The organism is Pseudomonas sp. rhizo66, assembly GCF_031931925.1.
In the GTDB taxonomy this organism is placed as follows: domain Bacteria; phylum Pseudomonadota; class Gammaproteobacteria; order Pseudomonadales; family Pseudomonadaceae; genus Aquipseudomonas.
Genome location: NZ_JAUJWZ010000006.1, coordinates 165,118 through 185,893, shown reverse-complemented (window position 1 = coordinate 185,893; position 20,776 = coordinate 165,118). Strand labels below are relative to the sequence as shown.

17 protein-coding genes and 1 pseudogene are annotated in these 20,776 nt (G+C 59.3%); 8 read left to right on the top strand and 10 right to left on the bottom strand.

The window, feature by feature from the left end:
• Positions 1–7: 7 nt before the first annotated feature.
• The 4 genes from gatB (at position 8) to QZR14_RS09630 (ending at position 3,459) form a co-directional block, all read left to right on the top strand.
• Positions 8–1,453 (top strand): Asp-tRNA(Asn)/Glu-tRNA(Gln) amidotransferase subunit GatB, encoded by a 1,446-nt coding sequence (gene gatB, locus QZR14_RS09645; RefSeq protein ID WP_123451664.1) that lies wholly within the window; start codon positions 8–10, stop codon positions 1,451–1,453.
• Between the two features lie 149 nt (positions 1,454–1,602).
• A complete protein-coding gene (locus QZR14_RS09640; protein WP_311996434.1) occupies positions 1,603–1,977 on the top strand; it encodes a septal ring lytic transglycosylase RlpA family protein in 375 nt (124 codons plus the stop codon).
• A 46-nt stretch (positions 1,978–2,023) separates the two neighbouring features.
• On the top strand, positions 2,024–3,085 hold the full coding sequence (locus QZR14_RS09635; protein ID WP_311996433.1) for a calcium/sodium antiporter: 1,062 nt from the start codon (positions 2,024–2,026) through the stop codon (positions 3,083–3,085).
• A complete protein-coding gene (locus tag QZR14_RS09630) occupies positions 3,082–3,459 on the top strand; it encodes a carboxymuconolactone decarboxylase family protein (protein WP_123451658.1) in 378 nt (125 codons plus the stop codon). Before QZR14_RS09635 ends, QZR14_RS09630 begins: the two co-directional genes overlap by 4 nt.
• A gap of 85 nt (positions 3,460–3,544) precedes the next feature.
• On the opposite strand, the gene QZR14_RS09625 is transcribed toward QZR14_RS09630, so the two are convergent.
• From QZR14_RS09625 to kdgD, 5 genes and pseudogenes are all read right to left on the bottom strand, one after another.
• The gene (locus QZR14_RS09625) at positions 3,545–4,486 is read right to left on the bottom strand and encodes an AEC family transporter (RefSeq protein WP_311996432.1); all 942 of its coding nucleotides are present in this window, start codon (positions 4,484–4,486) and stop codon (positions 3,545–3,547) included.
• Between the two features lie 547 nt (positions 4,487–5,033).
• On the bottom strand, positions 5,034–6,587 hold the full coding sequence (gene garD / locus QZR14_RS09620) for a galactarate dehydratase (RefSeq protein ID WP_311996431.1): 1,554 nt from the start codon (positions 6,585–6,587) through the stop codon (positions 5,034–5,036).
• An 11-nt stretch (positions 6,588–6,598) separates the two neighbouring features.
• Positions 6,599–7,990 (bottom strand): annotated as a pseudogene (locus QZR14_RS09615) (MFS transporter); the annotation flags it as partial.
• A gap of 117 nt (positions 7,991–8,107) precedes the next feature.
• A complete protein-coding gene (locus QZR14_RS09610) occupies positions 8,108–9,553 on the bottom strand; it encodes an aldehyde dehydrogenase family protein (protein WP_311996429.1) in 1,446 nt (481 codons plus the stop codon).
• Between the two features lie 75 nt (positions 9,554–9,628).
• Complete coding sequence (gene kdgD, locus QZR14_RS09605; protein ID WP_007915340.1) at positions 9,629–10,540, bottom strand: 5-dehydro-4-deoxyglucarate dehydratase; 912 nt, start codon at positions 10,538–10,540, stop codon at positions 9,629–9,631.
• Positions 10,541–10,837: 297 nt separating this feature from the next.
• Here kdgD and QZR14_RS09600 point away from each other — a divergent pair, with 297 nt between their 5' ends.
• A complete protein-coding gene (locus tag QZR14_RS09600) occupies positions 10,838–11,218 on the top strand; it encodes a hypothetical protein (protein WP_134174574.1) in 381 nt (126 codons plus the stop codon).
• A 152-nt stretch (positions 11,219–11,370) separates the two neighbouring features.
• Positions 11,371–11,727 (top strand): hypothetical protein, encoded by a 357-nt coding sequence (locus QZR14_RS09595; protein ID WP_150691850.1) that lies wholly within the window; start codon positions 11,371–11,373, stop codon positions 11,725–11,727.
• 3 nt (positions 11,728–11,730) lie between these two features.
• On the opposite strand, the gene QZR14_RS09590 is transcribed toward QZR14_RS09595, so the two are convergent.
• The 4 genes from QZR14_RS09590 to QZR14_RS09575 all read right to left on the bottom strand — a co-directional run bounded on the left by QZR14_RS09590 (position 11,731) and on the right by QZR14_RS09575 (position 16,311).
• Entirely contained in the window at positions 11,731–12,480 is a 750-nt protein-coding gene (locus QZR14_RS09590) for a FadR/GntR family transcriptional regulator (RefSeq protein WP_250608352.1), read from the bottom strand.
• Positions 12,481–12,671: 191 nt separating this feature from the next.
• Entirely contained in the window at positions 12,672–14,399 is a 1,728-nt protein-coding gene (locus QZR14_RS09585) for an ABC transporter ATP-binding protein/permease (protein WP_311996428.1), read from the bottom strand.
• A gap of 96 nt (positions 14,400–14,495) precedes the next feature.
• On the bottom strand, positions 14,496–15,056 hold the full coding sequence (locus QZR14_RS09580) for a response regulator transcription factor (protein ID WP_003221630.1): 561 nt from the start codon (positions 15,054–15,056) through the stop codon (positions 14,496–14,498).
• A complete protein-coding gene (locus tag QZR14_RS09575) occupies positions 15,049–16,311 on the bottom strand; it encodes an ATP-binding protein (RefSeq protein ID WP_134174566.1) in 1,263 nt (420 codons plus the stop codon). Before QZR14_RS09575 ends, QZR14_RS09580 begins: the two co-directional genes overlap by 8 nt.
• 315 nt (positions 16,312–16,626) lie before the next feature.
• Between QZR14_RS09575 and QZR14_RS09570 the strand changes: the two genes are divergently transcribed.
• Positions 16,627–17,343: an SIMPL domain-containing protein gene (locus tag QZR14_RS09570; protein WP_064119337.1), complete on the top strand. Its 717-nt coding sequence runs from the start codon at positions 16,627–16,629 to the stop codon at positions 17,341–17,343.
• Positions 17,344–17,531: 188 nt separating this feature from the next.
• Here the strand turns inward: QZR14_RS09570 and QZR14_RS09565 are convergent, their stop codons facing one another.
• On the bottom strand, positions 17,532–17,888 hold the full coding sequence (locus QZR14_RS09565) for a DUF6124 family protein (protein ID WP_311996427.1): 357 nt from the start codon (positions 17,886–17,888) through the stop codon (positions 17,532–17,534).
• Positions 17,889–18,968: 1,080 nt separating this feature from the next.
• On the opposite strand from QZR14_RS09565, the gene QZR14_RS09560 reads away from it, so the two are divergent.
• Positions 18,969–20,570, top strand: coding sequence for an ABC transporter substrate-binding protein (locus tag QZR14_RS09560; RefSeq protein WP_311996426.1), 1,602 nt, complete (start codon positions 18,969–18,971; stop codon positions 20,568–20,570).
• Positions 20,571–20,776 lie beyond the last annotated feature (206 nt).

The window sequence follows — 20,776 nt, the reverse complement described above, 5'->3', positions numbered from 1 at the left end:
GACACACATGCAATGGGAAGTCGTGATCGGGCTGGAGATTCACACTCAGCTCACTACCCGGTCGAAAATCTTTTCCGGTAGTTCCACCACATTCGGTTCCGAGCCGAACACCCAGGCCAGCCTGATCGATCTGGGCATGCCCGGTGTGCTGCCGGTGCTGAACCAGGAAGCGGTGCGCATGGCAGTGATGTTCGGACTGGCGATTGACGCCGAGATCGGTCAGCACAACGTGTTCGCCCGTAAAAACTACTTCTATCCGGACCTGCCGAAGGGCTACCAGATCAGCCAGATGGAATTGCCGATCGTCGGCAAGGGCCACCTGGACATCGCCCTGGAAGACGGCACCGTCAAACGTGTCGGCATCACCCGCGCGCACCTGGAAGAAGACGCCGGCAAGAGCCTGCACGAAGAATTCAACGGCGCCACCGGCATCGACCTGAACCGTGCCGGCACGCCGCTGCTGGAAATCGTGTCCGAGCCGGACATGCGCAGCGCCAAGGAAGCCGTGGCTTACGTCAAGGCGATCCACGCACTGGTGCGTTACCTGGGCATCTGCGACGGCAACATGGCCGAAGGTTCGCTGCGTTGCGACTGCAACGTGTCGGTCCGTCCGAAAGGCCAGGTCGAGTTCGGCACCCGCTGCGAGATCAAGAACGTCAACTCGTTCCGCTTCATCGAGAAAGCGATCAACACCGAGATCCAGCGTCAGATCGAGCTGATCGAAGACGGCGGCAAAGTGATCCAGCAGACCCGCCTGTACGATCCGAACAAGGACGAAACCCGTCCGATGCGTTCGAAAGAGGAAGCCAACGACTACCGTTACTTCCCCGATCCGGACCTGCTGCCTGTGGTCATCGAGGAGTCGTTCCTTGGCGAGGTGCGCGCCACCCTGCCGGAACTGCCACCGCAGAAACGCGAGCGCTTCCAGAGCCAGTTCGGTCTGTCGGCCTACGACGCCAACGTGCTGGCCACCAGCCGTGAGCAAGCGGACTACTTCGAGAAAGTCGCAGCCATCGGCGGCGATGCGAAACTCGCGGCGAACTGGGTGATGGTCGAGTTGGGCAGCCTGCTCAACAAGCAAGGCCTGGACATCGACGAGTCGCCAGTTTCCGCTGAACTGTTGGGCGGCATGCTGCAGCGCATCAAGGACAACACCATCTCCGGCAAGATCGCCAAAGTGGTGTTCGAAGCGATGGCCAACGGCGAAGGCAGTGCGGACGAGATCATCGAAAAACGCGGCCTGAAGCAGGTTACCGACAGCGGCGCGATCTCGGCGGTGCTGGACGAAATGCTCGCGGCCAACGCCGAGCAAGTTGAACAATACCGTGCGGCGGATGAAGCCAAACGCGGCAAGATGTTCGGCTTCTTTGTTGGCCAGGCGATGAAAGCGTCCAAAGGCAAAGCCAACCCGCAGCAAGTGAACGAACTGCTGAAAAGCAAGCTCGAAGGCTGACCACAATGGAGCCAGATCCAAAGCCTGGCTCTATTCCCTGTGGGAGCGAGCCTGCTCGCGAAAGCGTCATGACATCCAATAGAGATATTGAATGTGACGGCCTCTTCGCGAGCAGGCTCGCTCCCACATTGTTATTTGGGAGCTTTCGAATGAACCGTCTGCTCGGCGCCTGCGCCCTGCTCTCCTTGCTGGCCGGTTGCGCCAGCACCGACACCATCGACCCGCACGGTTACGACCAGACCGGCGTCGCCTCTTATTACGGTGCCAAACACCACGGTAAACGCACCGCCAGTGGCGAGCCGTTCAACCAGAACTCTCTGACCGCCGCCCACCGCCAGCTCCCCTTTGGCACGCGGGTGAAGGTCACCAACCTGAAAAACGATGAATCCGTCGTGGTCCGCATCAACGATCGCGGCCCGCACACCCGTGGACGCCTGATCGACGTGTCCCGCGAAGCCGCCGAACAGCTCGGCATGCTGCGCAGCGGCACCGCGCGGGTTCGCGTGCAGGCTCTCGACGACTGATGGAGCGCTGACCATTTTCGGATTAGCCGACTTACCCCTGATCAGCGTGATCGAACTGCTCGCCGGCCTGTGCCTGCTGATCTTCGGTGCCGAACTGATGGTGCGCGCGGCGGTGCGTCTGGCGGCGCGCCTGCATGTGCGGCCGTTGATCATCGGCCTGACCATCGTCGCCCTCGGCAGCAGCGCGCCGCAAATGGCCGTCAGCCTGCAAGCGGCGTTGGCGCATAACCCGGACATCGCCGTCGGCAGCGTGGTCGGCAGCAGCATCTTCAATATGCTTGTCACCCTGGGCCTGTCGGCGCTGATCATTCCTCTGCGTGTCTCGCGGCAACTGGTGCGGCTCGACATTCCGCTGATGATCGGTGCCAGCCTGCTGGTGTTCGTGCTGGCATGGAATGAAGAGATCGGACGCTTCGACGGCATCCTGTTGTTGGCGGCTTTGGCGTTGTATCTGGGTTTGCTGTTCCGCCAGTCACAGCACTCGGCCCGCCCCCATTCGGAACAGCCTCAAACTGCACAGGCCTCGTGGATCAGCAGTTTGCTGATGATTGCTATCGGTCTGACGATGCTGGTGTTTGCCGGGCATCTGCTGCTGGGCGCCGCGGTTGTGGTGGCTACTGATCTTGGATTCTCCGAGCGCGTCATCGGCCTGACCGTGGTGGCCGTCGGCACGTCGCTGCCGGAACTGGCTACGTCATTGATCGCAGCCTTGCGCGGACAACGCGACATCGCCGTCGGCAACGTGATTGGCGCCAACCTGTTCAACCTGCTCGGGGTGCTCGGCCTCACCGCACTGATCGCGCCGACGCCGCTGTCGGTGTCGCCTAATGCACTGGATTTCGACCTGCCGGTGATGCTCGGCGTCGCCGCGCTGTGCCTGCCGGTGTTCTATTCCGGCTACCGCGTGACGCGTGCCGAAGGTTTGCTGCTGCTCGGTTTGTATCTGGTCTACGGGCTGCATGTGGTGTCGTTCACCACCGGCATGCCGCTGGCCGGCAAGCTGGAGCGGCTGATGCTGTTTTATGTCTTGCCGACGCTGTTGACGTTCCTGCTGTTCACGTCGATCCGCGCCTGGCGCCGCCAACACCACAAGAGGGATATGCCATGACCGAATCGAAGCAGTCCGGGGTTGAAGTCCGCCGTCAGGTAATGGGCGACGCGTTCGTTGATCGCGCCTTGGGCAACGCCACCGAGTTCACCCAGCCGCTGCAGGATTTCGTCAATGAACACGCCTGGGGTGGCGTGTGGAATCGCGAAGGTCTACCGCTGAAAACCCGCAGCCTGATCACCCTCGCCGCGCTGACCGCGTTGAAGTGTCCGCAGGAGTTGAAAGGCCATGTGCGCGGTGCCCTGAACAATGGCTGCACGGTGGACGAAATTCGTGAGGCGTTGCTGCATTGTGCGGTGTACGCCGGTGTGCCGGCGGCGATCGATGCGTTTCGTGCGGCGCAGGAAGTGATCGACAGTTACGAGAAAAGCTAAAAGATCGCAGCCTTCGGCAGCGCCTACAGGAGACCGCATTCCCATGTAGGAGCTGCCGCAGGCTGCGATATTTTGATCCTGCCCCTCAGATCCACCCACCCCACTGCAAAACAAAAATCCCGATATTGGTGGTAATCGCTGCCATCAACGTGGTCATCACGATAATCGCCGCCGCCAACTCATGATTGCCCTGCGCCGCTCGGGCCATGACAAAACTCGCCGCCGCCGTCGGGCTGCCAAAGTACAGAAACAGAATCCCCAGCTCCGCGCCGCGAAATCCCCACAACCAAGCTCCCAATGTTGCCAGCACTGGCAAACCGATCATCTTCACTAGACTGGAACTGAGCGCCATATTGCCGCTCTTGCGCAACGCTGCCAGTGACAGCGTGCCGCCAATGCAGATCAACGCCAGCGGCAAGGTGGTCTGCGCCAGATACTGACCGGAGGTCTCCAGCCAACCCGGCAAACCGATCTTGAAATAGGCAAACGGCGCCGCCGCAATCACGCTGATGATCAGCGGATTACTGAACACGCTTTTGCAGATGCTCCACGGATCGGACTTGATCACCGGGCTGTATACCGCCAGCACGATGGTCGACAACGTGTTGTAGAACAGGATCACCAGCGCCGCGAGAATCGCCCCGAGGGAAATCCCGTAATCGCCGTACATGCTCGCCGCCAGTGCCAGACCGATCACGCCGTTATTGCCGCGAAACGCGCCTTGGGTATAGATGCCGCGATCTTCACGCGGACAACGGAAAATCGCCCAGCCCCAGGCCAGGGCAAAGCTCACCAGCGTGGCAAGGGAGAAGTAGATCAGCAGGGACGGTTGCAAAGCGGCGTGCAGATCAGCGTGCAGAATGCCGAGAAACAGCAGCGCCGGCATGGTGACGTTGAACACCAGTGACGAGGCGGTGTGGATGAAATTGTCGTTGATCCAGTCGATGCGCTTGAGCAGCACACCGAGAAACAGCATGGCAAACACCGGCGCGGTGATGTTCAGGGTTTCGAGGAAGATTGCCAGCATGCCGGGGAGCCTTGGGTGAGCGTCGTTAGGGGGCTAATGATAAGCCAAAAGCATCAAAAGCCCCTCACCCTAACCCTCTCCCCGAGGGAGAGGGGACCGATCGGGGGATATTCTGAAAATCCACCGACCTGAAATGACATCGCTGAATCCATAATCAACTCGGTATTTCAAGTCGATGTATAGCGCCAGACAACTCGATCAGCCCCTCACCCTAACCCTCTCCCCGAGGGAGAGGGGACCGATCGGGGGATATTCTAAAAATCCACCGACCTGAAATGACATCGCTGAATCCATAATCAACTCGGTATTTCAAGTCGATGTATAGCGCCAGACAACTCGATCAGCCCCTCACCCTAACCCTCTCCCCAAAGGAGAGGGGACCGATCGCGGGATATTGCAGAAATCCATCGACCTGAAATGACTTCGTTGAATCCATAATCAACTCGGTATTTCAGGTCGATGTATTGCGCAAGACAACTCGGTCGGCCCCCTCTCCCTCAGGGAGAGGGCTGGGGTGAGGGTAGCTCTTGACCCCCCCAAAAAACCATCAAGTAATCGGCGCCGGGTTGAACAACGTAATGTCGTTATGCAGCTTGTGCTTCTCCGCCCATGTCTGCTGCTTGCCGCTCGCCACATCCAGATAGTAGTGGAACAACTCCCAGCCCAATTCCTCGATGGTCGCGCGTCCAGTGGCAATCCGCCCGGCGTCGATATCGATCAGATCCGGCCAGCGCTGCGCCAATTCCGTGCGCGTCGAGACCTTCACCACCGGGGCCATCGCCAGACCATACGGCGTGCCACGCCCGGTGGTGAACACATGCAGGTTCATCCCCGCCGCCAACTGCAACGTACCGCAGACAAAATCGCTCGCCGGCGTCGCGCAGAAAATCAAACCCTTGTGCTTGAAACGCTCGCCCGGGCCAAGCACGCCATTGATCGCGCTGCAGCCGGATTTGACGATCGACCCCAGCGACTTCTCGACAATGTTCGACAGCCCGCCCTTCTTGTTACCCGGCGTGGTGTTGGCGCTGCGATCCGCCTCACCCTTGGCCAGATAACGGTCGTACCAATCCATCTCGCGCACCAACTCCTCGGCGACGGTTTTGCTTTCGGCGCGTGAAGTCAGCAGGTAAATCGCATCGCGCACTTCGGTGACTTCGGAAAACATCACCGTCGCCCCCGCCCGCAGCAGCAGGTCCGAGGCGTAGCCCAGTGCCGGGTTGGCAGTGATCCCGGAAAACGCATCGCTGCCGCCGCACTGCATGCCGAGGATCAGCTCGGACGCTGGCACGGTTTCGCGGCGGCGCTGGTCGAGCTTCTTCAGGCGGACTTCGGCCAGTTCCATGATCTGCTCGATCATTTCGGTAAAACCGTGACTGGAATCCTGCAAGCGGTACAACCACGGATCGCTGAGATCCACCGAGGCATCGTCCTCGTGCATCACCTGCCCGGCCTGCAATTTCTCGCAGCCCAGACTGATCACCAGCGCCTCGCCGCCCAGGTTCGGGTTGCGTGCCAGATTGCGCACGGTACGAATCGGGATGTAGGCATCGGTGGCGGTAATCGCCACGCCGCAGCCATAACTGTGGGTCAGCGCCACCACGTCATCGACGTGCGGGTACTTCGGCAGCAGTTCTTCCTTGATGCGTTTCACCGCGTGATCGAGTACGCCGGTAACGCACTGCACCGTGGTGGTGATCCCGAGAATGTTGCGCGTGCCGACGGTACCGTCGGCGTTGCGATAACCCTCGAAGGTGAAACCTTCCAGCGGTGTCTGCGCGTCCGGTACGTCGGTGGACAGCGGCAAGCTGTCCAGCGGCGGTGCGGTCGGCATGCGCAGTTGATCTTCCTTGACCCAACTGCCGCGGCGAATCGGCTGTAATGCGTAGCCGATCACCTGACCGTAGCGAATCACCGGGCCGCCCTCGGGTATGTCTTCGAGGGTGACCTTGTGGCTCTGCGGCACAAATTCCAGCGTCACCAGGCCATCGGCAAACTCAGTACCGGCCGGGGCGCCCTGGTCGTTGACCACTACCACCACATTGTCCCGCTCGTGCAGGCGGATGTAGCGCGGCGAGTCGGAATGTTCAATCAACTGCATGACGCCGCTCCTCAGGAATGCGCTTGAGACAATTTACCGGTGGCTTCAGCACCGCCATTGGTTGGCGGCTCTTTAAGAACCACGCGTTTGATCGGGCCAACGATGACCAGATAGCTGAACACCGCGACCAGTGCATTGGCACCGACGAACACTAGTGCCCATTTGAACGAGCCGGTGGAGCTGATGATGTAGCCAATCACGATCGGCGTGGTGATCGAAGCGATGTTGCCGAAAGTGTTGAACAGGCCACCGCTCAGACCGGCGATCTGTTTTGGCGAAGTGTCGGAGACCACCGCCCAACCGAGTGCACCAACGCCTTTGCCGAAGAAGGCCAGGGCCATGAAGCCGACGACCATCCATTCCACATCAACATAGTTGCAGGCAACGATGCTGCTCGACACCAGCAGACCGGCAATGATCGGCGCTTTGCGGGCGAAGGTCAGCGAGTGGCCCTTGCGCAGCAGATAATCGGAAATCACCCCGCCGAGCACCCCACCGATAAAGCCGCAGATGGCCGGCAACGAGGCGATGAAACCGGCCTTGAGAATGGTCATGCCACGCTCTTGCACCAGGTACACCGGGAACCAGGTCAGGAAGAAATAGGTGATGCCGTTGATGCAGTACTGGCCCAGATACACGCCAAGCATCATGCGGTTGGTCAGCAACTGACGGATGTAGTCCCATTTCGGACCGTCGGACTTTTTACCCTTCTGATCCATGTCGACCATGCCGCCGTTTTCAGCGATGTGGTTGAACTCAGCCTCGTTGATGCGCGGGTGTTCACGCGGGCTGTAGATCACTTTCAGCCAGACCAGCGAGAAGATGATGCCAAGGATGCCCATGACGATAAACACGTGCTCCCAACCGAAGGAATACACGATCCAGCCCATCAGCGGTGCGAACAACACAGTGGCAAAGTATTGCGCCGAGTTGAAGATCGCCGAGGCAGTGCCGCGTTCAGCGGTTGGAAACCACGCCGCAACAATGCGCGCGTTACCGGGGAACGAAGGCGCTTCAGCCAGCCCGACGAGGAAGCGCAGCATGAACAGCGCCACGATGGCGGTGGACATGCCGAACTCACCGACAAAGCCTTGCAGCACGGTGAACAGCGACCAGGTGAAGATGCTCAGGGCATAGACTTTTTTCGAGCCGAAGCGATCGAGCAGCCAGCCACCGGGGATTTGCCCGGCCACGTAGGCCCAACCGAATGCAGAGAAGATATAGCCGAGGGTAACCGCGTCGATGCCCAGATCTTTTTGCAGGCTGGAGCCGGCGATGGCGATCGTGGCGCGGTCGGCGTAGTTGATCGTGGTCACCAGAAACAGCATGAGCAGGATCAAATAGCGGACGTGAGTCGGCTTGGACGATTGCATGTAGAGGTACTCCCACTGATTATTTTTATGCGCGGGTGAATCTTCTTTGGTCTTGCATCTATTCCCTGTAGGAGCTGCCGAAGGCTGCGATCTTTTAAGATCAAAAGATCGCAGCCTTCGGCAGCTCCTACAGGGGTATTGCGTTTATCAGGAGCCTACGTAGGCGGTTTTCACCACGGTATAGAACTCTTGCGCATAGCGGCCTTGCTCGCGGGAGCCATAGGATGAACCTTTACGCCCACCGAACGGAACGTGGTAATCCACACCAGCGGTCGGCAGGTTGACCATGACCATCCCGGCCTGGGAGTGACGCTTGAAGTGGTTGGCGTACTTCAACGAGGTGGTTGCAATACCCGCCGACAGACCGAATTCGGTGTCATTGGCCATCGCCAGCGCCGCGTCGTAATCGGCCACGCGAACGATGTTGGCCACTGGGCCGAAAATTTCTTCACGGCTGATGCGCATGGACGCTTCGCTGTCGGCAAACAGGGTGGGCGCGAGGAAGTAACCCTCGGTGTCGCAGGTCACCAAACCACCGCCGCTGACCAGACGCGCACCTTCGGACTGGCCGATGTCGATGTACTTCATGTCCTGCTCAAGCTGAGCCTGAGAAACAACCGGACCGATGTCGGTGCCGGATTTCAGCGCGTGGCCGACCTTGATCGACTTCATGCGCTCGGCCATGGCCTCAACGAACTGGTCGTGAATCCCGGCAGTGACAATCAAGCGGCTCGACGCGGTGCAACGCTGGCCGGTGGAGTAGAACGCGCTCTGCACGGACAGCTCGACTGCTTGCTTGAGGTCGGCGTCGTCGAGAATGATCTGCGGGTTCTTGCCGCCCATTTCCAGTTGAACCTTGGCCTGGCGCGACACGCAGTTGACCGCGATCTGACGACCCACACCCACCGAACCGGTGAAGCTGATACCGTCGACTTTCGGGCTCTGCACCAACGCATCGCCAACCACGCGACCGCTGCCCATCACCAGGTTGAACACGCCGGCCGGGAAGCCTGCGCGGGAGATGATTTCCGCCAGTGCCCAGGCGCAACCCGGCACCAGATCGGCCGGTTTCAATACCACGCAGTTGCCGTAGGCCAAGGCTGGCGCGATTTTCCACGCCGGAATTGCAATCGGGAAGTTCCACGGGGTGATCAGACCGACCACGCCGAGTGCTTCGCGGGTGACTTCAACATTGACGCCCGGACGCACCGACGGCACGTAATCGCCGGACAGACGCAGGCACTCACCGGCGAAGAATTTGAAGATGTTGCCGGCGCGGGTCACTTCGCCGATGGCTTCGGGCAGGGTTTTGCCCTCTTCCCGGGCCAGCAACGTGCCGAGTTCTTCGCGACGGGCGAGGATTTCGGTGCCGACTTTATCCAGCGAATCGTGGCGGGCCTGAATGCCCGAAGTCGACCACGCTGGGAAGGCCGCGCGGGCGGCGTCGATGGCGGCGTGAACCTGAGTCAGATCAGCCTTGGCGTAATCGCCGATGGTGTCGCTCAGTTCCGACGGGTTGATGTTGGCCGAGTAGTCGGCACCGGCAACCCATTCACCATTAATGTAGTTGTCGTAGCGTTTTGCAGTTGTCACAGGGGCAGCCCTCACATCTCAAAGCCTTCACGCAAAAAGCCGCTGATTGCTCAGCGGCCTCGCTTTTCTCGGGTGTTACTGCGCACCTTGCTTGTCGATCAGCGCGGCGAGCATTTCGTACTCTTCGCCGGTCAGGTCAGTCAGCGGCGCCCGCACCGGGCCTGCGTCATAGCCGGCGATTTTCGCGCCGGCCTTGACGATGCTCACGGCGTAACCGGCCTTGCGGTTGCGGATGTCGAGGTACGGCAGGAAGAAGTCGTCGATGATCTTGCCGACGGTGGCGTGATCTTCACGGGCGATCGCGTGGTAGAAGTCCATCGCGGTTTTCGGGATGAAATTGAACACCGCCGAGGAGTAGACCGGCACGCCCAAAGCCTTGTAGGCAGCGGCGTAGACTTCGGCGGTCGGCAGACCACCCAGATAGCTGAAGCGATCACCGAGGCGGCGACGGATCGACACCATCAACTCGATATCACCCAGACCATCCTTGTAGCCGATCAGGTTCGGGCAGCGCTCGGCCAGACGTTCCAGCAGCGGCGCGTTGAGGCGGCAAACGTTGCGGTTGTAGACGACCACGCCGATGTTGACCGATTTACACACGGCTTCAACGTGAGCGGCAACACCGTCCTGGCTGGCTTCGGTCAGGTAGTGCGGCAGCAGCAACAGGCCTTTGGCGCCTAGACGCTCGGCTTCCTGCGCGTATTCGATGGCCTGACGGGTCGAACCACCGACACCGGCCAGAATCGGCACGCTGGTGGCGCAGGTGTCGACGGCAGTCTTGATGATTTCCGAATATTCGCTGGCGGCCAGGGAGAAGAACTCACCGGTGCCGCCGGCGGCGAACAAGGCTGAAGCGCCATACGGGGCCAGCCATTCCAGGCGTTTGATGTAGCCCGCGCGGTTGAAATCGCCCTGCGCGTTGAAATCGGTCACCGGGAAGGACAGCAGGCCGGCAGAGAGGATGGACTTCAGTTCTTGTGGATTCATTATTCGAACACCCTGGTAGCAACGTTTTTTTGTGAGTGGATCGTTCAGCACTCGCTGAAGTTGTAGGTCATCGTACAACTTAAAAGATAACCGTCAACTGCATTTCATCGTTGTGGGTGGTTTTTTGTCGGACAAAACTGTTTAAGGCTTGGCAGGACTCGTCGCAAAAGCCCGTGCTTAAAGGGTTCCAGCGCGGAAATGTCTGGTCAAGATTCGTTTACTGAGCGCTGGAGAAACGCCGGGTAAGGTGCGACGACTGCCACGAAGGATCGTGGCGGACCTTCGAAGGAAACCGAAATGTTTGTGAATTATGCTGCACCGACCCTCGCGCAAGTCGCCTCTTCTGACTCTGACACCCTCACCCTTCAGCTATCCGCGCTACCCGATGTACTGATCGTCCAGGTCCCGGACTCCAGCGATTTTCCGGCGAACTGGAGTGTTTACCCAATTCTCGGTGACGACCCGGAAGAGCCGGAATGGGCAGGCGAAGAAGTGGACACCGGCACCTGGGACGATGCCGAAGACGAGATGGAGAAACTGACGGGGATCGAGTTGCAGTTGCCTAAAGAGGTGCTGCGTCCGTACCTGAACAGGGAGGTTGAATTGCGATACAAGTTTTGTGATGAGTCGAGTATGGAGCCGTTTTCGCAGGTGTTGAGGTTGCGGATCGAGGGCTGAATCTTGTCGTGCGGGAGCGGTGACCGTTCGTCGGAACTGGTATTTCTTACAGGTGTGTAAGAGGGCTTCGCGCTTCTTAAATAGAAGCGCGCGGGTGACATCAATGCGCCGGCGCTTTCGATAACCAAAAGTTCAATAGAAGGATCTTGACCATGAACGCACAAACTCAAACCTTGCCAGCCCCGACTCTCGAGCAAGCCGAAAAAGGCACAGTCTACATTAGCCGACTTTCCGACCCGACAGATGCCTTAGTCCCTGCAGGACATGACGCCTCTGTAGGTGACCAATTGCAGCTATCCCTCGAGAGAACTCAAGGCGCTCCCTGGAATAGCAAACTATTCGTTATTACTCATCACCATGTCGGGAAGCCCATTGCGTTTGCGATCCCGAAGAGTGCGTTTGCAGTAGGTGTGGTAGCGGGTGAACAAGCCACCTTAACGTACAAAATCACCAAACCGTCTGGTATTGAAGTGATCTCTTCACAAGCCAAATTCAAACTGGAGCCTTAACCCTCAGCCCCTCTGCGCCTGCGCCTCTTCATGGGCCTGGCGCAGTCTTTCACGGCTGTTGGTCAAATGCAGACGCATCGCCGCACGCGCTGCATCGGAATCCTGACGGGCAATCGCGTCGTAGATTTCTTCGTGCTCACGGCTCAGGCGACTCATGTAGTGCTGTTGATCATCGTGAGCCAAGCGCGCCGAATTCAGCCGCGTACGCGGAATGATGCTGGTGCCCAAGTGGGTCATGATGTCGGTGAAGTAGCGGTTGCCGGTAGACAGTGCGATTTCCAGGTGGAAGGCAAAGTCGGACGCGACAGCATCACTGGCGTGGGCAGCGCTTTCGTTGAGCGCATCGAGGGCGGCGCGCATGGTTGCCAATTGCTCAGGGCTGCGACGTTGCGCGGCAAGGCCGGCAGATTCGACTTCGAGGCTGATGCGCAATTCAAGGATGGCGAGTACGTCACGCAGGGTGACGACGGTGGCCGGGTCGATGCGAAAACCGCTCGGGCTTGGCGTGTCGAGTACAAAGGTGCCGATGCCGTGGCGAGTCTCCACCTGGCCGGCAGCCTGCAAACGGGAAATCGCCTCGCGCACCACGGTACGGCTGACGCCATGGGCTTCCATGATCGCCGACTCGGTAGGCAATTTGTCACCGCGTTTAAGCAGGCCATCGCGGATCTGCTCGCTCAGCACCGTCACCAGTTCCTGGGCCAGGCTGCGGCGCTTGCGCGGGAGACGCGGGGTGTCGATCAGGTTTTCCATGGTGTGCATCTTGTCTCGAAAATTCGGCTTGGAGGCATGATAGCTCAAGCGGGTTGTACGATCACTTTCCATTTCCATACAAAACCTGTGGGAGCTGGCTTGCCAGCGATGAGGCCATACCAGTCGATGAAGATGTCGACTGAACCAACGCCATCGCTGGCAAGCCAGCTCCCACATGGGATGTGTATTGATCAGGCAGTTACGGTCTGTTCAACCAAATGCCCGCTGTCGATCCGCACATGGCGCGGATGGAAGCGTTTCAAACTGCTGCGATGGCCGACGCTGACAATGCTCAGCCCCGGTATCTGATCAATCAACGCCTGATACAGCGTCGCTTCATCTTCCTCATCCATCGCCGAAGTCGCTTCGTCCATGTACAGCCATTGCGGTGCGTAAAGCAGCGCACGGGCGAAGGCCAAGCGTTGCTGTTCACCCGGCGAGAGCATGCGTTGCCAGTGATTGGCCTCGTCCAGCCGCGCGACCAGATGCGGCAAGCGGCAGGTTTCCAGCACTTGTGCATAACGTTCAGACGCGTAGGTGTCACCCGGTTGTGGATAACTCAGTGCCTCGCGCAGGGTGCCGATCGGCAGATACGGCTTTTGCGGCAGGAACAGATAGCGCGCCGCCGGCAAGCGGATGTTGCCGTGCCCCGCCGGCCACAAATGCCCCATCGCCCGCAGCAATGTGGACTTGCCGCTGCCGGAGCGACCGCTGAGCATCACCCGCTCACCCGGTTCGACGGTCATGTCGGCATTGGTCAGCAGATGACGACCGTCGGCCAGATCCAGACCAAGGTTGTGCACCTGCAATTCGCTGCCCTGATTCTGCACATCGATGGCCGGGATGCGCTCTTCGTTGTCACTCATGGCCTGACGGAAACTCAACAGACGATCACAGGTAGCGCGCCACGCGGCGAGCTCCGAATACGCGCTGATGAACCAGCTGAAGTTCTCCTGCACGTTGCCGAATGCCGAATTGATTTGCATCAGCTCGCCCAGCTCTATCTTGCCTGCCAGATAACGCGGGGCCGCGACGATGAACGGAAAGATGATTGCGATCTGGCCGTAGCCGGAAGTGAAGAACGTCAGGCGCTTGGACACGCGCATGATGTCCCAGAAGTTGTGCCAGACCAGCCCGAAACGGCTGCTCAAACGACGATTTTCGTTCGGCTCACCGTTATACAAGGCGATGCTTTCGGCGTTCTCGCGCACGCGCACCATGGAGAAACGCAGGTCTGCTTCGAAACGTTGTTGTTGGTTGTTCAGGCCGATCAAGCGTCGACCGATCAGGTGCGTCAGCCAACTGCCGACCGCTGCATAAATCAGCGCACACCAGAACATGTAGCCGGGAATCTCGATGCCGAAGACTTCGATGCTGCCGGAAACGCCCCACAAAATGATCGAGAACGACACCAGACTGACCACGGTACGAATCAGCCCGAGGCCCAGGCTCAGGGTGTTGGCGGTAAAGGTGTTGAGGTCTTCGGAAATCCGCTGGTCGGGGTTATCGGTGTAACCGCCCTGCTCCAGCTGATAGTAGTTTTTGTTGCCGAGCCAGCGCTTGAAGTGGTTTTCGGTCAGCCACGCCCGCCAGCGGATGGTCAGCATCTGCGTCAGGTACAGGCGATACACCGCCCCAAGAATCGCGACCGTGGCGATGCCGCAGAAATACAGGATCAACTGCCAGAACGCCGCTTCGTCCTTCTTTTGCAGGGCGTTATAGAAATCCTTGTACCAACTGTTGATCCACACCGAGATCGCCACGCTGAAGAGCGACAGCGCGATCACGGCAATCAGCAATGTCCAGGCCTTGCCCTTCTCTTCGCTGCGCCAGTAAGGCGTGGTCATCGCCCAAACCTTGCGAAAAAACTGCCCGCGCACAGCATCGTTGACCGCGGAATATTCAGCGTTCTGATTCATGGATAAGGCTCGATATAGAAAAGAACAGACACGCACCGATCATAGATGATCGGTGCGTTTTATCGCGAGGGCTGGCGATGGTCGTTCAGCGCAGGTTCAGCGACGAACCGGGCGCTTTTGCAGTTTGCGCTGCAGGGTGCGGCGGTGCATGCCCAAGGCGCGGGCAGTGGCGGAGATGTTGCCTTCGTGCTCGGTGAGCACGCGCTGGATGTGCTCCCACTGCAGGCGGTCGACCGACATCGGGTTTTCCGGCACCAGACTGTCGAGGTCGGCATGTTCGGAGAGCAACGCGGCCAGCACGTCGTCGGCATCGGCGGGTTTGCACAGGTAGTTGCAGGCGCCGCGTTTGATCGCTTCGACCGCGGTGGCAATGCTCGAATAACCGGTGAGGATCACCACGCGCATTTCCGGGTCCAGCTCCAGCAGTTTGGGCAGCAGCACCAGGCCGGAGTCGCCGTCCATTTTCAGGTCGAGCGCAGCGTAATCAGGCAGATCGGCCTGGGCGATGGTCAGGCCTTCCTCGGCGGAACCGGCGGTGCTGACGCGAAAGCCACGGCGAGCCATCGCGCGGGCCATCACTCGGGTAAACGTTGCGTCGTCGTCGACCAGCAGCAAATGCGGCAGTTCTTCGCCTTCGACTTGGATTTCGTCACTCATGTTGGTCTCCTCGGGCGCCGTGGGGCAGGCGCAGCTCGGTGAGCGTGCCGCCTTCCTCATGACTATAGAGTTTCACTGAGCCGCCGGCGCGTGTCACGCTGGCCTTGCTCAAAAACAGGCCCAGGCCGAAACCTTTGCCCTTGGTGGTAAAAAACGGTTTGCCGATCTGTTCGGCGATGGCCAGCGGCACACCGGCGCCGTGGTCACGAATGCTGATGGTCACGGTTTCCGCATCCCAATCCAAGGTCACCTTGAGGTTTTCCGGGCAGGCGTCGGCGGCATTGTTGAGCAGATTCAGTAAAGCCTGGGTCAGATCCGGCGGCGGTGCCATGCGCGGCACCGTGCCCTGGCCGAGACGGTGGAAGCGATAACTGGCCTCCGGACGCATCAGGTGCCAGCGGTTCAGCGCTTCGTCGAGCCAGTCGGTGACGTCCTGCATCTCGACAGCCAGACGCCGGTTGGCCTCGGCGGCGCGCACCAGTTGTTGCAAGGTCTCTTTGCACAACTTGACCTGATCCTGCAGCACCTTCAGATCGTCCTGCAACATCGGGTCGTGGTGATCCTGCTGCATCTCTTTGAGCAGCACACTCATGGTCGCCAGCGGCGTGCCCAGTTCATGGGCGGCACCAGCGGCTTGCGTGGCGACGGCGAGCAATTGCTGGTCACGCAGGCCTTCTTCACGACGGATCGCGCGCAATTCTTCCTGACGGCGCAACTCTTCAGCCATGCGCGCCGCGAAGAAGGTGATCACCGCAGCGGCCAGCGCGAAGCTCAGCCACATGCCGTAGATCTGCAGGTTCTCGCGAGCGACCGGCAAGGTTTCCAGCGGATAGAACCGCGTCAACATCACGGTGTACAACGCCAGCGCGATGCCGGACAAGATCACCGAATAACGCCACGGCAGCGTCACCGCGGCGATGGTCAGCGGCACCAGATAATAGGAAACAAAGGGATTGGTCGAACCACCGGAGAAGTACAGCAGCGCGCTGTGGATAACCAGATCGCAGGCCAATTGCAGGGCGTATTCGAGTTCGGTCACTGGCCACGAGGTACGCAAACGCACCGCGGTAAACACGCAGAGCAGCGTCGAGCAGCCAAGGGTCATCGCCAGTTGCACCCACGGCAATGGCAACAATTGCAGCCAGTAGGCCAGGCCAACGGAGCCGGCCTGCGCGGCGAGCACCAGGGTGCGGATGAAAGTCAGTCGCCAGAGGTTCTGGCGAGTGGCGGAAGTCAATTGTACGGGGGCGAGCATGAGCTCTCCTGATGAGCGCTCCAGGCGGATCGCACGGAGTATAACCAAGCCGCGCCCTTGAGAGGCGAAAGTGCGGCAAACGACCACATGGCGAAAACATCTTCGGCGGCTATAAGGGCCTCTTCGCGAGCAGGCTCGCTCCCACCTTTGAAATGCATTCCCCTGTGGGAGCGAGCCTGCTCGCGATTGGCTGCGCAGCAGCCCCGGCCATCTGTATAGAAGTTGTAACTGGGCGAACCGGATCATAAAAGCTAGAGTCTGATGGTTTCACGCAGGCCCCCGAACCATCACCTGCGCCCTCATCAAGGAGCTTTCATGCACACATTTCGCCGCAGCGCCGCCCTTCTCGCCCTGACCGTCGGCAGCATCGCCAGCCTTCCGGCGCTGGCCGCCGATGAGCTGCACTACAACCAGATTTCCCTGCGCGCCGAAGTCAGCACGGAAGTCGCCCGCGACCTGATGATCGTCACCCTTTACACCGAAGAACAAAACACCGACCCGGCCAAACTCGCCGCCGACGTCAGTACCACCATGAACAAGGCGCTGGCCCAGGCCAAGCAAGTCAAAGACATCACCCTGCGCCAGGGCAGCCGCAACAGTTATCCGATCTACGACACAAAAGGCCAGAAGATCACCGGCTGGCGCGAACGTGCCGAACTGCGCCTGGAAAGCGCCGACTTTGCCGCCCTGTCCAAACTCACCGGCGAACTGCTCGGCGATCTGAAAATGGGCGGCATGGACTTCGCCATCGCCGACCCGACCCGCAAGGCCAGCGAAGACCAATTGCTCAAAGAAGCCGTCACCGCCTTCAAGGCCCGCGCCCAACTGGCCACCGACGCACTGGGCGGCAAGGGCTACAAAATCGTCAACCTGAACCTCAACAGCAACGGTTATCCACAACCGTACCTGCGCGCACCGATGATGATGAAAGCGGCGGCGATGGATTCGGCGCCGGTGACGCCGGAAGTTGAAGCGGGTACGAGCCAGGTCAGCATGACCGCTGATGGTTCGATTGAAGTGTTGATGCAGTGATGTGATTCGAGCTGAATAAAAAACCGCCGATCTGTGAAGGGTCGGCGGTTTTTTTGTGCCCGGGATTTGTAGCGAACGATCCGCCGCCATCGCTGGCAAGCCAGCTCCCACAAGGTCATGCGTCGATTTCAAAATCAGCACAAAAACCTGTGGGAGCTGGCTTGCCAGCGATGAACGATAACGCGGTCTCAGGTTTGTAGATCAACCCGATCCAGCGCCCGGCTCACCGCCAGTTCAGCCAGCATGATGATCTGCTGAATACCGAGCACCGTATTTCGCTGCAAACCGCTCAATTCATTGGCGAAGTTGCTGGCTGCGGCGCTAGCGGAGGCCAGTGACTCACAGGCGTGGGCGAGCAGGCTCTCGGTGTCGACATTGGGGCAGACCATGAACATCGTGCTGGGTTGGCGCGGTTTTCTGGTTTCGGGGATGAGGTAGAAATCGAGGGCGCGTTTGATAGCTTCGCGGTTTCGAGCGAGGTCTTCGGCGCGGAGGGCTTCTTCGAGTGGGGTTTCGAGGGGTGGGTCGGGGATTACTTTATCCATGGAGCATTTCCTTACGAATGACGCCATTCATTTCCGATCTCACTCGAGAAATGAGGTGGCAACTATGTACGGAGTGAGATTACCGGTAAGGAAACCAACCCGGCCGGACAAAAGTCCGCCCGTACATAGCCGCCATAAAAACTGCTGACAGCATGAGCTGGCGGCGATTATGGAGGGGCTTGTGCAGGTTTCCAAATTCAATAACCGGGAATCTCACCTCCCGATCGCTGAGTCTTCAGCGACAGCCAAAGACTAGAGAGCCCACGTCCGACGGACAACCTGAAAACCTTGTGGGAAGGTTCTGGTTATCTGACACAGATTTAAACAGCCAAAAGCAAACCCTCACCCTAGCCCTCTCCCAGAGGGAGAGGGGACTGACCGAGGTGTTTGGGAGAGTTACGCCGACGTGAAATACCGAGCCGAACTCAGATTCTGGAACAGATCAAAAGCCCCTCACCCTAGCCCTCTCCCGGAGGGAGAGGGGACTGACCGTGGTGTTTGGGAGAGCTACGCCGACGTGCGATACCGAGTTGAACTCAGACTTTGAAAAACACACAAATCGGCTCCCTCTCCCTCGGGAGAGGGCTGGGGTGAGGGGCGAATCCACCACAAAACCAAAGCCGAACACCCGCTCTTCACCACTCAATAGGCCGAGTGTCAGCTCGCCTGCTCTTGATCTTGATCCACGGGCGACGTCGGAAGGCTGAGTGGAGGGATTGATCCGGGCGTGGGAGCGCAGCGACCGTTTGGCGCAGCCAAACACAGCGAGAGGAGGTGCAGCGAAGCAAACCGTAGACGCTGCGCCCGGATCGATCCCGGAGCGAAGGAACCTCGAGCCCCAGCGAGCGGGCCGCACGTAGGAGCAAGCCTTTTTGGTTACTTTTTCGGCGCCTGGAAAAAGTGACCCGCCGTAAGGGCGGAACCCTAAGCAGCCATAACCGAAGCAACGGATATGTACCCAATAAAAAACGCCCAGATATACCGAGATAGACACTCCCCCGAGAAAAACGATATTTCCGATACCCCGCTATTCCCCGCTAATCTCAACCAACAACCACCTCCAATTTCCCCGGGGACTCCATGCCAAGATCCACATTGAAACCGCTCCTGATCTCCCTGGCCCTGGCCACAACCGCCCCTCTAGCAAACGCCGCCACCACCCTGGTCTACTGCTCCGAAGCCAGCCCCGCCGGCTTCGACCCCAGCCAATACACCAGCGGCACCGACTTCGACGCCTCCGCCGAAACCGTCTTCAACCGCCTCACCCAATTCAAACGCGGCGGCACCGACATCGAACCCGGCCTGGCGACAAAATGGGACATCTCCCCGGAAGGCCTGCAATACACCTTCCACCTGCGCCAAAACGTAAAATTCCACACCACCGACTACTTCAAACCCACCCGAGACTTCAACGCCGACGACGTGCTCTTCACCTTCCAGCGCCTGCTCGACCCGGACAACGCCTTCCGCAAGGCCTACCCCGCCGAGTCCCCGTACTTCACCGACATGGGCCTCAACACCACAATCAAATCGGTAGAAAAACTCGACGACCAGACCGTGCGCTTCAACCTCAACAACGTTGACGCCGCGTTCGTGCAAAACCTCGCCATGAGCTTCGCCTCGGTGCAATCAGCCGAATACGCCGCCCAACTGTTGAAGGAAGGCAAAGCCGCCGACCTCAACCAGAAGCCGATCGGCACCGGCCCGTTCGTGTTCAAGCGCTATCAGAAGGATTCACAAATCCGCTACGCCGCCAACACGGCCTACTGGAAACCCGAAGACGTCAAAATCGATAACCTGATTTTCTCGATCACTCCCGACGCCGCCGTGCGCCTGCAAAAACTCAAGGCCGGCGAATGCCAGGTCAGCGGCTACCCACGCCCGGCCGACATCGAAGTGATGGAAAAAGACCCGAACCTGCGCGTGCTCAAACAAGCCGGTTTCAACCTCGGCTTCCTCGCCTACAACACCACCCATGCGCCTCTCGACCAGCTCAAAGTGCGGCGGGCGCTGGACATGGCTATCGACAAACCAGCGATCATCAAAGCCGTCTACCAAAGCGCCGGCCAGTTGGCCCAAAACGCCTTGCCGCCGGCGCAATGGTCGTATGACCCGAATATCAAGGACGCGCCCTACGACCCGGAAAAAGCAAAGGTGCTACTGAAAGAAGCAGGGGTTGCGCCGGGTACAACCATCAACCTTTGGGCGATGACAGTGCAGCGCGCTTCGAACCCGAATGCGCGCATGTCGGCGCAGATGATCCAGCAAGATTGGGAGAAAATCGGCATCAAGGCCAACATCGTCAGCTACGAATGGGGCGAGTACATCAAACGCGCCAAAAATGGCGAACACGACGCCATGATCTATGGTTGGACAGGTGACAACGGTGACCCGGACAACTGGCTTGGCGTGCTCTACAGCTGCGCGGCGGTGAAAGGCAGCAACTATGCCAAATGGTGCGACCCGGCCTACGACAAACTGGTGCAACAGGCCAAGGTTTCGACCGACAAGGCGCAACGGGTAAAACTGTATCAACAGGCGCAACTGATCCTTAAACAGCAGGTGCCGATCACTCCGATTGCCAACTCCACGGTGTTCCAGCCGCTGCGCAAGGAAGTCACTGACTTCCGGATCAGCCCGTTCGGTCTTACCCCCTTCTATGGCGTGGGTATAAATAAGTAACACCAAGCCCCAAGGCGGCGCGCATAACGTGACCAGCGCACCTTTTTGGGGCTTCATTTGCACCGTAAAAACCACCCGCAAACGGTCAAATGCGTCAGAAGTTATACAGATGCGACATTAAGGTACGTTCGTGCCACGCTTTGAGGCCGGCAGCCGTTCTGGATCTTGCAATGGGTATGGCCCCTGCATAAGTATCCGCAGGCACG

What these genes read in the sequence shown, in the direction of transcription:
- gatB (WP_123451664.1), top strand. Translation starts at nt 8, where the DNA reads ATGCAATGGGAAGTCGTGATCGGGCTGGAGATTCACACTCAGCTCACT.
- QZR14_RS09640 (WP_311996434.1), top strand. Translation starts at nt 1,603, where the DNA reads ATGAACCGTCTGCTCGGCGCCTGCGCCCTGCTCTCCTTGCTGGCCGGT.
- QZR14_RS09630 (WP_123451658.1), top strand. Translation starts at nt 3,082, where the DNA reads ATGACCGAATCGAAGCAGTCCGGGGTTGAAGTCCGCCGTCAGGTAATG.
- QZR14_RS09625 (WP_311996432.1), bottom strand. Translation starts at nt 4,486, where the DNA reads ATGCTGGCAATCTTCCTCGAAACCCTGAACATCACCGCGCCGGTGTTT.
- garD (WP_311996431.1), bottom strand. Translation starts at nt 6,587, where the DNA reads ATGCAGTTGATTGAACATTCCGACTCGCCGCGCTACATCCGCCTGCAC.
- kdgD (WP_007915340.1), bottom strand. Translation starts at nt 10,540, where the DNA reads ATGAATCCACAAGAACTGAAGTCCATCCTCTCTGCCGGCCTGCTGTCC.
- QZR14_RS09600 (WP_134174574.1), top strand. Translation starts at nt 10,838, where the DNA reads ATGTTTGTGAATTATGCTGCACCGACCCTCGCGCAAGTCGCCTCTTCT.
- QZR14_RS09595 (WP_150691850.1), top strand. Translation starts at nt 11,371, where the DNA reads ATGAACGCACAAACTCAAACCTTGCCAGCCCCGACTCTCGAGCAAGCC.
- QZR14_RS09590 (WP_250608352.1), bottom strand. Translation starts at nt 12,480, where the DNA reads ATGGAAAACCTGATCGACACCCCGCGTCTCCCGCGCAAGCGCCGCAGC.
- QZR14_RS09585 (WP_311996428.1), bottom strand. Translation starts at nt 14,399, where the DNA reads ATGAATCAGAACGCTGAATATTCCGCGGTCAACGATGCTGTGCGCGGG.
- QZR14_RS09580 (WP_003221630.1), bottom strand. Translation starts at nt 15,056, where the DNA reads ATGAGTGACGAAATCCAAGTCGAAGGCGAAGAACTGCCGCATTTGCTG.
- QZR14_RS09575 (WP_134174566.1), bottom strand. Translation starts at nt 16,311, where the DNA reads ATGCTCGCCCCCGTACAATTGACTTCCGCCACTCGCCAGAACCTCTGG.
- QZR14_RS09570 (WP_064119337.1), top strand. Translation starts at nt 16,627, where the DNA reads ATGCACACATTTCGCCGCAGCGCCGCCCTTCTCGCCCTGACCGTCGGC.
- QZR14_RS09565 (WP_311996427.1), bottom strand. Translation starts at nt 17,888, where the DNA reads ATGGATAAAGTAATCCCCGACCCACCCCTCGAAACCCCACTCGAAGAA.
- QZR14_RS09560 (WP_311996426.1), top strand. Translation starts at nt 18,969, where the DNA reads ATGCCAAGATCCACATTGAAACCGCTCCTGATCTCCCTGGCCCTGGCC.